We start from the raw sequence: 13692 nt of genomic DNA, 5'->3' as shown, positions 1-13692 counted from the left end.
CGCCTTTCGTCCGCTGGCCATTTGTCACCCTACCGGGCTATGGTCGGGGTTTGCCCAGGCCCCTGAGCCTGATTGACCGAAGCATTCGCAAGGATTTTCGCATGAGTCTGTCACTCCTCAGCCGTTACGCCGTGTTCGCCGCCTGCGTGCTGTTCACCTTGGCCAGCCTTCCCTTCCTGCACCACGAATGGCTGTGGCCCTTTACCCTGACCACCGCCGTGCTCAGCCTGATCGGCCTGTTCGACCTGCTGCAGAAACGCCATGCGGTACGCCGCAACTACCCGATTCTGGGCAACATTCGCTACCTGGTCGAAGGCATTCGCCCGGAGATCCGCCAGTACCTGCTCGAATCCGACAGCGATGCCCTGCCCTTCTCCCGCGCCCAGCGCTCGCTGGTGTACGCCCGCGCCAAGAACGAAGCCTCCGACAAACCCTTCGGCACCCTGATCGATGTGTATGAGTCGGGTTTCGAGTTCATCGGCCACTCCATGCGCCCCGCGCCACTGGCCGACCCAACAGGTTTCCGCATCACCGTCGGTGGCCCGCAGTGCAGCCAGCCTTACTCGGCATCGATCTTCAACATCTCGGCCATGAGCTTCGGTTCGCTCAGTGCCAATGCCATCCGTGCCCTCAACGAAGGTGCCCGGCTCGGCAACTTCGCCCATGACACCGGCGAAGGCAGCATCAGCCCCTACCACCGCGAGCACGGTGGCGACCTGGTCTGGGAACTGGGCAGCGGCTACTTCGGCTGCCGTACCGCGGACGGACGCTTCGACCCCGCGCGCTTCGCCGAGCAGGCCGCCAACCCACAGGTGCGGATGATCGAAATCAAGATGAGCCAGGGCGCCAAGCCCGGCCACGGCGGCATTCTGCCCAAGCACAAGGTGACCCAGGAAATCGCCGACACCCGCGGCATCGTCATGGGCGAGGACTGCATCTCGCCGTCCCGCCACAGCGCGTTCTCCACGCCCATCGAAATGATGCAGTTCATCGCCCAGTTGCGTGAGCTGTCCGGCGGCAAGCCGGTAGGCTTCAAGTTCTGCCTGGGTCATCCGTGGGAATTCATGGGCATCGCCAAGGCCATGCTGGAAACCGGCATCCTGCCCGACTTCATCGTCGTCGACGGCAAAGAGGGCGGTACCGGCGCCGCGCCCGTGGAGTTCACCGACCACATCGGCGTCCCCCTGCGCGAGGGCTTGCTGTTCGTGCACAACACCCTGGTTGGCCTGAACCTGCGCGACAAGATCAAGCTCGGCGCCAGTGGCAAGATCGTCAGTGCCTTCGACATCGCCAGCGTGCTGGCTATCGGCGCCGACTGGGCCAACTCTGCACGCGGCTTCATGTTCGCCATCGGCTGCATCCAGTCGCAGAGCTGCCACACCAACAAGTGCCCGACCGGCGTTGCCACCCAGGACGCCCTGCGCCAGCGCGCACTGGTGGTGCCCGACAAGGCCCAGCGGGTGCTCAACTTCCACCACAACACCCTGCGCGCCCTGGCCGAAATGCTGGCCGCTGCAGGCCTCGAGCACCCCGCGCAACTGGAGGCCAAGCACCTGGTGCGGCGTATTTCCGCCACCGAGATCAAGCTGTTCTCGCAGATGCACGTGTTCCTCAAGCCCGGCGAACTACTGACCGGCGAGGTGGACGGGCAGTTCTACTCGCGGATGTGGCAGTTGGCGCGCGCCGACAGTTTCGAGCCGCACAGCGAAGCCGCAGCCTGATCCGAATACACCGATCATCGCCCTCACAATTTTTTCACCAAGTCCGGCCAGCGTCTAAGCTTCAGACAAGCAAGACGAAAATACTTGGCCGGACTGAACTCTATGGGCGCACTGTGGCAATCGGAACAGACCAGAACGGAAGCACCCGAAGCACCTCTGGCCGAGCCACCACAGCCGAAGCCACCTCGTCAGCGTCGGTTGTGGTGGCGACTGATCATCCTGATCGTGCTGGTGGCCATGGTGGCGGTGGGCTTTGCCGTCTATGAGGAGGTGCAGAGCTCGGACCTGCAATCGCGTGAATTCAGCCGCCTGGCCAGCACCCTCACCTACTCGCTGGAGCGCGGGCCGAGCGACGCGATCGTCTACCCAGGCGACGGCCCCTTCGACAAGCGCCTGGGCTACAGCGCCCTGGGTCAGTTCCTGCCGCGCCTGCTCAAGCGCGACTACCTGATCAGCGAGCAGGTGCGTTTCTCCCCGGCACTGATGCGCTATGTCGACCACGGCCTGTTCGTGCCCTACGTCGAGAAGATCCAGGCCGGCCTGTCGATCACCGACTGCCGCGGCGACACCCTCTACCAGTACCACTACCCCCAGCACCTGTACGACGACTTCGCCTCGATCCCGCCGGTGATCGTCAACAGCCTGCTGTTCATCGAGAACCGCGACCTGCTCGACAGCAAGGACCCGCAGAACAACCCAGCGGTAGACTGGCCACGCTTCGCCAAGGCGGCCTACAGCCAGGTCGCCAAGTACCTGGCCCTGCCCGGCCAGTCAGCGGGCGGCAGCACCCTGGCGACACAGTTGGAAAAATACCGGCACTCGCCGGACGGCCTGACGGTCAACGGCGCCGAGAAGATCCGCCAGATGATTTCTGCCAGCGTGCGCGCCTATCAGGGCGGGCCGGACACCACCGAGGCGCGCCAGCGCATCGTGCGCGACTACCTGAACAGCGTGCCGCTCTCGGCGGTACCCGGGCACGGTGAAGTGCATGGCATGGCCGAAGGGCTACGGGTCTGGTACGGCGCAGACTTCGCCGAGGTGAACAAGGCGCTCACCGCGACCGAAACCGACGCCCAGAGCATGGCCGCTCGTGGCCTGGCCCTGCGTGAAGTGCTGTCATTGATGATTGCCCAGCGCCGACCTTCGCACTACCTGTCCAAAGGCCGCGTCGAGCTGGCCGAGCTCACCGACTCGCATATCCGCGTGCTCGCCGCCAACGGCATCATCGATCGCCCGCTGGCCGACGCCGCGCTGGCCAGCAAGGCGGTGTACCGCGACTGGGTGGCTCAGCCGACCATCGTGCCGATCATCACCAACAAGGGCATCAGCCTGGCCCGTAACCGCCTGGCAGCCATGCTCAACCGCCCGCTGTACGACCTCGATCGCCTCGACCTCTCCGCCACAAGCACCCTGCAAGCCGACTTGCAGACCCAGGTCAGCCAGTACCTGAAGAACCTCGCCGACCCCGAGTTCGCCGCGCAGATGGGCCTGATCGGCGAGCGCCTGCTGACCAGCAAGACCACCGACCAGGTCAGCTACAGCTTCACCCTGTTCGAGCGCACCGCCGACGGCTCGCGGGTTCGGGTGCAGACCGACAGCACCAACCAGCCGTTCGACATCAACGAGGGCAGCAAGCTGGAACTGGGTTCGACCGCCAAGCTGCGGGTGCTGACCACCTACCTTGAAATCGTCGCCGAGCTGCACGACAAGTACGCCGGCAAGCCGGTAGCCGAGCTCAAGAAAGTGGAGGTAGCCGACCTGGACCGCATCACCCAGTGGTCACTGGAATGGCTGATGCTGAACAGCAAGAACCAGAACCTCGACGCCATGCTCGACGCCGCGCTGGAGCGCAAGTACTCGGCCAATACCGGCGAGGCATTTTTCACCGGTGGTGGCATGCACGTGTTCAACAACTTCCGCAAGGAGGACAACGGCCGCAACCCAACCCTCAAGGACGCATTGCGCGAGTCGATCAACCTGCCGTTCATCCGCCTGATGCGCGACCTGGTGCGCTACGTCACCTACCAGCAACCCTACAACCGCGAACCACTGCTCAAGGATGACGCCGACCCGCGCCGCCAGGAGTACCTGGCGCGCTTCGCCGACCGCGAGGGCACCAATTACCTGATGCGCTTCTGGCGCAAGTACCAGCGCAAGACCTCCCAGCAACGCCTGGACACCTTCCTCGACAGCATGCGCGTCACCCCCCAGCGCCTGGCGGCGGTGCACCGCTACCTGTTCCCCGAGGCCGGCCAGGAAACCTTCAACGCCTTCGTCCGCGCGCACAGCGCCAAGGACAAGGCCGCCATGGCCAAGCTCAACGACGGCCGCCTTTCTGAAATGTACGCCGCCTACGGTCCAGGCAAGTACGACTTGCCCGATCAGGGTTTCATCGCCAAGGTCCACCCTCTGGACTTGTGGCTGCTCGGCTACCTGCTGAAAAACCCTGGCGCCACCCCCACCGAGATGGTCAACGCCAGCCGCTTCGAGCGTCAGGAGGTGTACAGCTGGTTGTTCAAGAGCCGTCACCAGGGCGCCCGTGACAGCCGCATCCGCACCATGGTCGAAATCGAGGCGTTTCTCGACATCCACCAGCGCTGGAAGCGCGTCGGCTACCCCTTCGATCACCTGGTACCGTCACTGGCCACGGCCATTGGCAGCTCGGGCGACCGCCCTGCGGCGCTGTCCGAACTGGTAGGCATCATCCAGAACGATGGCGTACGCCTGCCGACCCTGCGCATCGACACCTTGCACTTTGCGGCCGGCACCCCCTATGAAACCAAACTGATCAGCGACCCCGACCGCGGCCAACGAATCCTCAAGGTGGAAGTGGCGCGGGCCCTGAAAGGCGCGATGTCGCAGGTGGTCGATGCCGGTACGGCGCGGCGTATTTCCGGCAGCTTCAAGCTGCACGACGGTACCTCGCTGGTGATGGGTGGCAAGACCGGGACGGGTGACAACCGCCTGCAGAGCTACGGCGCCGGCGGACGGCTGATCGGCTCACGCTCGCTGAACCGCACTGCCACCTTCGTGTTCTTCCTCGGCGACAACCACTTCGGCACGCTCACCGCCTTCGTGCCGGGACGCACGGCGGAGTCGTTCAAGTTCACCTCGGCACTGCCCGTGCAGGTACTCAAGGGTATGGCGCCGATTCTCATGCCATACCTGGAGCCGGGAAACCCCAATGAATGCAAGGCGCCGCAACTGGCGATGCACTGACAGGCAAGGCACCCATCAAAAAACCAGATGATAATCATCTGCATTTGAAGCCTTGTGTTTAGATATATCTTGAGTAATATCTTGCGATATATCGAAACACAAGGAGTCTGCACCTCATGCGTGACCACGCCCCCCATGATCCTTTCGAGCGCCGCCCCGGTCGCGGTGAGCGCGGCCCGCGGGTGTTCGCCCCTGGCGATCTGAAACTGCTGATGCTGTCGATGCTCGCCGAGCAACCCGGCCACGGCTACGACCTGATTCGTCAGATCGAAGGGCTATTCGATGGCAGCTACAGCCCCAGCCCCGGGGTGATCTACCCGACCCTCAACTTTCTTGAGGAAGCCGAGCTGATCAGTGGCCAGATTCAGGGCAGCAAGCGCCTCTATGTCATCACCGAAGTCGGTCGCCAATCACTCGCCGAACAAGCCGTCGCCCTCGACGGCGTACGCATGCGCATCGAGTTGAGCAAGCGTGCCCTGCGCGGACATGACCGGCCGCCAGAGATCAACGAGGCGGTCGGCAATCTGCGCCATGCCCTGCACATGCACAGCGGCCGCTGGACACCCGAGGAAATCGAGCGGGTACGCGGCCTGCTCAACGACACGGCCAGGGCCATCGCAGGCGGGCCGACCGATTCCGTTCAGGAGAAAACCCCATGAGCGACACCATTCATCGCGTCAACCACGAGATCCGCCAACGCCGTCTGCAGGTGCTGCGGGTCACCGACCTGACCCCGCGCATGCGCCGTATCACCCTGGGCGGTGCGGAACTGGCAGGCTTCACCAGCCTGGGCACGGACGACCACGTCAAGGTGCTGTTCGGCTGCACGCCCGAGGAGCAACAAGCGATCGAGGCCCGCAACCTGGGCCGCGACGGCGGCGTACGACCGACCATGCGCGAGTACACACCGCGGCGCATCGACCTGGACGCCCTGGAGCTGGACATCGACTTCGTCCTGCATGGCGACGGCCCTGCCTCGACCTGGGCTGCCCAGGCCGCGCCGGGCCAGCACCTCGATATCGCCGGCCCACGCGCGTCGATGGTGGTGCCGGACATCTTCGACAGCTACCTGCTGATCGGCGACGAAACCGCCATCCCCGCGATTGCCCGACGGCTCGAGGAGCTGCCGGCCGGACGCCAGGTGCTGGCGGTCATCCAGATCGAGGATGAACAGGAGCGCCAGCCGCTGCCGAGCAAGGCGCAGGTGGAGGTCATCTGGGTACGTCGGCAGGCAGAGGACCTGCTCGGCCTGGTGAAAAACCTGGCGTTGCCGCAGGGCCGGCTGTATGGCTGGGTAGCGCTGGAGAAGGGCCTGACCCGGCAGGCCAAGGCTTTGCTGCTGGAAAAGGGCGTGGCCGAGGATGCGCTCAAGGCAGCTGCTTACTGGCGCGCAGAGGGCACTGCGGATGATGAGTAGCCAGTAAGACCGATGCGGCCCTGTCGCGGGACGAGTCGCAGCGACTCGTCCCGACTCATCCCTTCACCCGCCCCCACCACCGATCCATCCCGATCACCAGCAACCCGATCCCCCAGAACCCCGCCAACACCGCCAGTGCATTGATCAGCACCCGCCCATACCCCAGGCTCGCCACATCGACGAAGGGATAGGGGTAGACCCCGATCTCATGCCCCCGCCACAAGGTAAACAGGAAATACACCAGCGGGTACAGGCTCCAGGCGCCCAGGTGCCATAGCCGCAAGCGCCCCTTGGGCACCGCCAGACACCAGTACAGCACGAACACCAGCGGCATCACGTCGTGCAACAGTTCGTCGGCCAGCCACTGCCAACCCTCGGGTTGCCACAGGTGCCGAAGCAGCAGGCTGTAGGCCACTGCCACCAGCACGATACTGACCAGCACACCGGAACTCACCGCCGGCGTCAGGAACCAGCGCCGCGCCGCCGTCTCACGGCCGAACGCCGCATGGCTCAGTACCGTGGCCACCAGGGTGTTGCTCAGCACGGTGAAATAGCCGAACAGATTGACCATGCCACCGATCAAGCTGGCCTGCTCCTGCCAGCGCGCCAGCAGCACCAGATACAACTGCACCGCCAACCCCGTCCAGCCGAGCAGCGCGGCCAGGGTCAGCCAGGGACGCGGCACCCTCAAGCCTTGCGTGACAGCTTGATGTACAGCTGCTCGACCTTTTCCCGCGCCCAAGGCGTCTTGCGCAGGAAGGTCAGGCTCGACTTGATGCTCGGGTCGCTCTTGAAGCAGCGGATGTCGATGCGCTCGGCCAGCCCCTGCCATTGGTAGTGGGCCACCAGCTCGGTGAGGATCTGCTCCAGCGTCTTGCCGTGCAGTGCGTTGTGTTGGGCCGTGCTCATGCAGTGCTCCCGCGTTGAAAGATGCGCACCTTACACGAGTGTAGTGGGCCGGTGTGCAAGGATGCGGACCGCCTGCGCTCCCAGCCCAGGCCAGAGCCTTCCACAGCACAAACCCCTGGCCAGACAGGAAACCTCTGTGATGAAATAGAAATGTTATATTGTATCTATTCGTATCTTCACTATAACTATCTGCCAAGGAACGTCACACGCTCATGTTGTCCAAGTCCCTGCGCCTCTCTCCCCTCGCTGTCGCCTTGTGGCTGGCGTCATCGCCCAGCCAGGCGGTGGAGCTCGAACCCCAGGTGATCACCGCCAACCCGCTCGGCAACCGTCAGCTCGCCGCCCCAAGCACCGTGCTCGAAGGCGATGACCTGCTGCAACAGCAGCACGGCAGCCTCGGTGAAACCCTCAACAAACAGCCCGGTGTCGCCTCCACCTGGTTCGGTCCAGGCGCCAGTCGCCCGGTGATCCGCGGCCTGGATGGCGACCGCATCCGCATCCTGCGCAACGGCGTCGGTGCCCTGGATGCCTCGTCATTGTCCTATGACCACGCCGTGCCGCTGGACCCGGTCACCGTCGAACGCGTCGAGATCGTCCGTGGCCCGGCTGCGCTGCTTTACGGCGGCAACGCCATCGGTGGTGTAGTCAACACCTTCGACAACCGCATTCCCGACTCGCCGATCGATGGCATCCATGGTGCAGGCGAGCTGCGCTATGGCGGCGCCGACACCACACGCAGCAGCGCTGGGAAGCTCGAAGCCGGTGACGGCAATTTCGCCCTGCACCTGGACGCCAACAGCCGTCAGTTCAACGACCTGCGCATCCCCGGCTATGCACGCAGCGCGAAGGTGCGCGACGCCGACGAACCCGCCAGCAAGCATCGCCTGGAAAACAGCGACGGCCGCCAGGACGGCGGCGCCATCGGTGGTTCCTACCATTGGGACCATGGCTATGCAGGCCTGTCCTATAGCCGCTACGACAGCAACTACGGCTCGGTGGCCGAGCCCGGCGTGCGCCTGGACATGCAACAGGACCACTACGCCTTCGCCTCGGAACTGCGCGACCTCGAAGGGCCGTTCAGTTCGGTCAAGGTCGACGCCGGCTACACCGACTACCAACACCGCGAGATCGAAGAGGGCGAGGTCCACACCACCTTCAAGAACAAAGGCTATGAGGCGCGCATCGAAGCCCGCCACCAGCCCATCGGCCCCGTCGAAGGGGTGATCGGCGCCCAGGTCAGTCGCAACGAGTTCTCGGCGCTGGGCGAAGAAGCCTTCGTGCCGCACACCGACACCGACAGCCTGGCGCTGTTCATGCTCGAGCAATGGCAGGCCACCGAACGCCTGAACCTGAGCCTCGGCGCCCGCCTGGAGCACACCCGCATCGACCCGGATGCCAAGGGCAACGAGAACTTCGTTGGTGCCGACAAATCGACCAGCTTCAATGCCGCAAGCCTGTCATCGGGCGCGGTGTACCAGCTCGATCCGGTCTGGGCACTGGCGGCGAGCCTGGCCTACACCGAGCGCGCACCGACCTTCTACGAGCTGTATGCCAACGGCGCACACGTCGCCACCGGCGCCTATGAAGTCGGCGATCCGAACCTGAACAAGGAGAAGGCAATTTCCGGCGACCTGGCACTGCGCTTCGACAACGGCACGCACAAGGGCAGTGTCGGCGTGTTCTACAGCCACTTTCGCAACTACATCGGCCTGATCGGCAGCGGTAATCTGCGTGAAGGGCATGACCATGGTGACGACGACCATGACCATGACCATGATCATGACGACGGCGGGATTCCTGAGTACCTGTATCAGGGCGTGCGTGCGCGCTTCTATGGTATCGAGGCCCAGGATCGCTGGAAGCTGGTGGAGAACCGCTACGGCAGCTTCGCCCTGGAGCTGTCCGGCGACTATACCCGCGCCAAGAACCTCGACACCGGCGAGCCACTGCCACGCATCGCCCCGCTGCGGGTGGGCACCGGCCTGCTGTGGGAGCTGGATCGCTGGCAGGCGCGCGTGGACGTGCAACACGCCGCCTCGCAGCACCGCAAGCCGGACAACGAACACGGCACCGACGGCTACACCACCCTCGGCGCCAGCGTCGGCTATCGCTTCGACATTGGCCAGAGCCAGTGGCTGGCCTTCGTGCGTGGCGAGAACCTGACCGACCAGACCGTGCGCTACGCCAGTTCCATCCTGCGCGATATCGCGCCGGCACCGGGGCGTAGCGTCGAAGTCGGGCTGCGCACCAGCTTCTGACCTGCTTGCAGGGACAACTGTCTTGTTCAAAATCTAAAGGCCAGCCCAATCCGAGTAGGAGCGGGCTTGCCCGCGAACACGGGCGTAGCCCGTGCCAGACAGCGTGGTGTTTTTTTCGCGGGCCAGCCCGCTCCTACAGGAACTGCACCCACTATTACGTCTGCGACAACAATCCCCTGCGACATTTTGTCTTTTTTTCTTACAACTTCCCCTATATCCTCCGCACCGCAAGCTGAAACGCTTCACTAATAAACCCTCCAGCCGTTTCCATCGAAGCGTTCGCTCCTCGATGCGCTTGCGTTTTTCTCAATAATCAAAAGACAGCGCTATCTCATGTTTCAACTGCCGAAGAATCCATACCCGGGCCTCGCCCTCACCGCCCTGCTCAGCGGCTTTTCGCCCAGCGCCAGCGCAGACGCGCCCTTCGCCAAAGACTCACCCTGGATGTTCGGTGACTGGGACGGTACCCGCACCGCACTCCAGGCGCAGGGCTACGACTTCACCTTCGGCTACACCGGCGAAATGGGCAGTAACCTGCACGGCGGCTTCGATCACGATCGCACCGCACGCTACAGCGACCAGTTCACCTTGGGCGCCCATCTGGACCTGCAAAAGATCCTCGGCTGGCACGACAGCGAATTCCAGCTGACGGTCACCGAACGCCACGGCCAGAACATCAGCAACGACCGGATCAACGACCCGCGCGTGGGAGGTTTCACCTCCGCCCAGGAAGTCTGGGGCCGCGGCGAAACCTGGCGTCTGACACAAATGTGGATCAAGCAGAAATACTTCGATGGCGCACTGGACGTGAAGGTCGGCCGCTTCGGTGAAGGCGAGGACTTCAACAGCTTCCCCTGCGACTTCCAGAACCTGGCGTTCTGCGGTTCCCAGGTGGGTAACTGGGTGGGTGGCATCTGGTACAACTGGCCGGTCAGCCAATGGGCGCTGCGGGTGAAGTACAACCTCGCTGACGACCTCTACGCGCAGGTCGGCGTCTTCGAACAGAATCCCTCCAACCTTGAATCCGGCAATGGTTTCAAGCTCAGTGGCAGCGGTACGCAAGGTGCGCTGATGCCGATCGAACTGGTGTGGACCCCAAGGGTCAATGGTCTGAAAGGGGAATATCGCGCCGGCTACTACTACAGTAATGCCAAGGCACAGGATGTTTACAAGGACGGCAACGGCCAACCGGCGGCCTTGAGCGGCCAGGCTTACCGCAGCAGCGCCAGCAAGCATGGTTTCTGGCTCGGCGCCCAGCAGCAGGTGACCTCGCGCGCCTCGGACGCCTCCCGCGGGCTAAGCCTGTTCGCCAATGCAACGATGCATGACAAGAAGACCAATGCCATCGACAACTACGTTCAGGCAGGTGTGGTGTACAAGGGGCCCTTCGATGCCCGCGCCAAGGACGACATCGGTTTCGCCCTCGCCCGCGTGCACGTCAACCCCGCCTACCGCAAGAACGCGCGCCTGGCCAACCAGGCCAACGCCGTCGTCGACTACGACAATCCCGGCTTCCTGCCCGTCCAGGACACCGAATACAGCGCCGAACTCTACTACGGCGTTCACCTGGCGGACTGGCTCACCGTGCGTCCTAACCTGCAGTACATCCGCCATCCGGGCGGGGTGTCGCAGGTCGATGACGCGCTGATCGGCGGCCTGAAGATCCAGAGCAGTTTCTGAACCCAACCTCGAACGAACGGAGAACATGCGATGAGCACTGACGGTGCCAAGAATGGAACCCGCTGGCTACCGCGCCTCGTAGGCGTGCTGCTGTTGCTGATGGGCCTGGCCCTGATCGCAGGCGGTATCAAGCTGAGCCAGCTGGGGGGATCCCTTTACTACCTGATCGGCGGGATCGGCTTTGCCCTTTCGGGCATCCTGCTGATCGCCCTGCGCCGCATCGGCCTTGGCCTGTATGGCGTGGTGCTGCTGGCCAGCACCGCCTGGGCGCTATGGGAAGTGGGTCTGGACTGGTGGCAACTGGTGCCACGCCTGGCCATCTGGTTCGCCCTCGGCGTGGTCCTGCTGCTGCCCTGGGCGCGCCGCCCGCTGCTTGGGCCTGCCTCTAAGGTCAACGGCGCCCTGCTAGCCGCCGCCGTGGTCGCTTCCGGCGCAACCGCAGTTGGTAGCCAGTTCACCCATCCCGGGGAGATCTTCGGCGAATTGGGGCGTGACAGCAGCGAAATGGCCAGTGCAGCCCCTTCCATGCCGGACGGCGAATGGCAGGCCTACGGGCGTACCGAACACGGCGACCGCTACTCGCCCCTGCGCCAGATCACCCCGCAGAACGCTTATCGCCTGGAAGAAGCCTGGCGCATTCGCACCGGCGACCTGCCGACCGAAAACGACCCGGTCGAATTGACCAACGAGAACACCCCACTCAAGGCCAACGGCATGCTCTATGCCTGCACCGCGCACAGCAAGGTGCTGGCCCTGGACCCGGACACCGGTGCCGAAATCTGGCGCTTCGACCCGCAGGTCAAGAGCCCGGTCAAGACCTTCAAGGGCTTCGCCCACATGACCTGCCGCGGCGTTTCGTACTATGACGAAAACCGCTACGTCAGCCGTGACGGCAGCCCTGCGCCGAAGATCTCCGATGCCGGCCAGGTCGTTGCCCAGACCTGCCCACGACGCCTGTACCTGCCCACTGCCGATGCCCGCCTGATCGCGATCAACGCCGACAACGGCAAGGTCTGCGAAGGCTTCGCCAACCAGGGTGCGATCGACCTGACCACCGGCATCGGCCCATTCACCGCCGGCGGCTACTACTCCACCTCGCCAGCGGCGATCACCCGTGATCTGGTGATCATCGGCGGGCATGTCACCGACAACGAGTCGACCAACGAACCGTCCGGCGTGATCCGCGCCTACGACGTGCACGACGGCCGCCTGGTGTGGAACTGGGACAGCGATAACCCCGACGACACCAAGCCCCTGGCGCCGGGCAAGACCTACAGCCGCAACTCGGCGAACATGTGGTCGCTGGCCAGCGTCGATGAAGACCTGGGCATGATCTACCTGCCGTTGGGCAACCAGACCCCTGACCAGTGGGGCGCCAACCGCACCCCAGGCGCCGAGAAGTACAGCGCTGGCGTGGTCGCCCTGGACCTGGCCACCGGCAAGGCACGCTGGAACTACCAGTTCACCCACCACGATCTGTGGGACATGGACGTGGGCAGCCAGCCCACCCTGGTGCACCTGAAGACCGACGACGGCGTGAAGCCTGCGGTCATCGTGCCGACCAAGCAGGGCAGCCTGTACGTGCTCGACCGTCGTGACGGCACCCCGATCGTGCCGATCCGCGAGATCCCGGTACCGCAAGGCGCGGTCAAGGGCGATCACACGGCGCCGACCCAAGCCCGCTCCGACCTCAACCTGCTCGGCCCCGAGCTGACCGAACAGGCCATGTGGGGCGCCACGCCATTCGACCAGATGCTGTGCCGCATCCAGTTCCGCGAGCTGCGCTACGAAGGCCAGTACACCCCGCCGTCCGAACAGGGCTCGCTGGTGTATCCCGGCAACGTCGGCGTGTTCAACTGGGGCAGCGTGTCGGTCGACCCGGTGCGTCAGTTGCTGTTCACCTCGCCGAACTACATGGCGTTCGTGTCGAAGATGATCCCGCGCGAGCAGGTAGCCGAAGGCAGCAAGCGCGAAAGCGAGACCAGCGGCGTGCAGCCGAACACCGGCGCCCCGTATGCCGTGACCATGCACCCGTTCATGTCGCCACTGGGCGTGCCGTGCCAGGCACCGGCCTGGGGTTATGTGGCCGCTATCGACCTGTTCACCAACAAGGTGGTGTGGAAACGCAAGAACGGCACCACTCGTGACAGCACCCCTGTACCGATCGGCTTGCCGGTGGGTGTACCAAGCATGGGTGGCTCGATCGTCACCGCCGGTGGCGTGGGCTTCCTCAGCGGCACCCTGGACCAGTACCTGCGCGCCTATGACGTGCACAACGGCAAGGAACTGTGGAGCGCTCGCCTGCCAGCCGGTGGCCAGGCCACGCCAATGACCTACACGGGCAAGGACGGCAAGCAGTATGTGCTGATCGTGGCCGGAGGACATGGCTCGCTAGGCACCAAGATGGGCGACTACATCATCGCTTACAAACTGGCTGAATAAGCCTCGACTGCGGCGGTGGCCACACCGCCGCCTTCGCGGGCAGGCC

The 13692-nt window shown here is 64.2% G+C and carries 9 protein-coding genes; 7 read left to right on the top strand and 2 right to left on the bottom strand.

Annotation, left to right across the window (positions count from 1 at the left end; translation table 11 throughout):
* Positions 1-101 precede the first annotated feature (101 nt).
* From ACTYOL_RS06280 to ACTYOL_RS06265, 4 genes are all read left to right on the top strand, one after another.
* On the top strand, positions 102-1721 hold the full coding sequence (locus ACTYOL_RS06280) for an FMN-binding glutamate synthase family protein (RefSeq protein ID WP_125930579.1): 1620 nt from the start codon (positions 102-104) through the stop codon (positions 1719-1721).
* Between the two features lie 102 nt (positions 1722-1823).
* Positions 1824-4940, top strand: a complete 3117-nt coding sequence (locus ACTYOL_RS06275) for a transglycosylase domain-containing protein (protein WP_200603534.1) — start codon at positions 1824-1826, stop codon at positions 4938-4940.
* Between the two features lie 116 nt (positions 4941-5056).
* Complete coding sequence (locus ACTYOL_RS06270; protein WP_063543412.1) at positions 5057-5599, top strand: PadR family transcriptional regulator; 543 nt, start codon at positions 5057-5059, stop codon at positions 5597-5599.
* Positions 5596-6357: a siderophore-interacting protein gene (locus ACTYOL_RS06265; protein ID WP_197892666.1), complete on the top strand. Its 762-nt coding sequence runs from the start codon at positions 5596-5598 to the stop codon at positions 6355-6357. Before ACTYOL_RS06270 ends, ACTYOL_RS06265 begins: the two co-directional genes overlap by 4 nt.
* Positions 6358-6412: 55 nt before the next feature.
* Here the strand turns inward: ACTYOL_RS06265 and ACTYOL_RS06260 are convergent, their stop codons facing one another.
* Together ACTYOL_RS06260 and ACTYOL_RS06255 are read right to left on the bottom strand one after the other, a co-directional pair.
* Entirely contained in the window at positions 6413-7042 is a 630-nt protein-coding gene (locus tag ACTYOL_RS06260) for a Pr6Pr family membrane protein (RefSeq protein ID WP_197892664.1), read from the bottom strand.
* Between the two features lie 2 nt (positions 7043-7044).
* Entirely contained in the window at positions 7045-7266 is a 222-nt protein-coding gene (locus tag ACTYOL_RS06255; RefSeq protein ID WP_063543406.1) for a VF530 family protein, read from the bottom strand.
* 212 nt (positions 7267-7478) lie between these two features.
* Here ACTYOL_RS06255 and ACTYOL_RS06250 point away from each other — a divergent pair, with 212 nt between their 5' ends.
* The 3 genes from ACTYOL_RS06250 (at position 7479) to ACTYOL_RS06240 (ending at position 13646) form a co-directional block, all read left to right on the top strand.
* A complete protein-coding gene (locus ACTYOL_RS06250; RefSeq protein WP_444757677.1) occupies positions 7479-9524 on the top strand; it encodes a TonB-dependent receptor in 2046 nt (681 codons plus the stop codon).
* Positions 9525-9857: 333 nt separating this feature from the next.
* Positions 9858-11204 carry a carbohydrate porin gene (locus ACTYOL_RS06245; protein WP_200603535.1) on the top strand — a complete coding sequence of 449 codons (1347 nt, stop codon included), beginning with the start codon at positions 9858-9860 and terminating at the stop codon, positions 11202-11204.
* 30 nt (positions 11205-11234) lie between these two features.
* A complete protein-coding gene (locus ACTYOL_RS06240) occupies positions 11235-13646 on the top strand; it encodes a glucose/quinate/shikimate family membrane-bound PQQ-dependent dehydrogenase (protein ID WP_125930583.1) in 2412 nt (803 codons plus the stop codon).
* The last annotated feature ends 46 nt before the right edge of the window (positions 13647-13692 follow it).

Source organism: Pseudomonas sp. A014, from assembly GCF_052378495.1.
Classification (GTDB): domain Bacteria; phylum Pseudomonadota; class Gammaproteobacteria; order Pseudomonadales; family Pseudomonadaceae; genus Aquipseudomonas; species Aquipseudomonas machongensis.
Note: the sequence above shows the minus strand (reverse complement) of the source record. Positions and strands in the feature narration are given on the sequence as shown.

What these genes read in the sequence shown, in the direction of transcription:
- ACTYOL_RS06280 (WP_125930579.1), top strand. Translation starts at nt 102, where the DNA reads ATGAGTCTGTCACTCCTCAGCCGTTACGCCGTGTTCGCCGCCTGCGTG.
- ACTYOL_RS06275 (WP_200603534.1), top strand. Translation starts at nt 1,824, where the DNA reads ATGGGCGCACTGTGGCAATCGGAACAGACCAGAACGGAAGCACCCGAA.
- ACTYOL_RS06270 (WP_063543412.1), top strand. Translation starts at nt 5,057, where the DNA reads ATGCGTGACCACGCCCCCCATGATCCTTTCGAGCGCCGCCCCGGTCGC.
- ACTYOL_RS06265 (WP_197892666.1), top strand. Translation starts at nt 5,596, where the DNA reads ATGAGCGACACCATTCATCGCGTCAACCACGAGATCCGCCAACGCCGT.
- ACTYOL_RS06255 (WP_063543406.1), bottom strand. Translation starts at nt 7,266, where the DNA reads ATGAGCACGGCCCAACACAACGCACTGCACGGCAAGACGCTGGAGCAG.
- ACTYOL_RS06250 (WP_444757677.1), top strand. Translation starts at nt 7,479, where the DNA reads ATGTTGTCCAAGTCCCTGCGCCTCTCTCCCCTCGCTGTCGCCTTGTGG.
- ACTYOL_RS06245 (WP_200603535.1), top strand. Translation starts at nt 9,858, where the DNA reads ATGTTTCAACTGCCGAAGAATCCATACCCGGGCCTCGCCCTCACCGCC.
- ACTYOL_RS06240 (WP_125930583.1), top strand. Translation starts at nt 11,235, where the DNA reads ATGAGCACTGACGGTGCCAAGAATGGAACCCGCTGGCTACCGCGCCTC.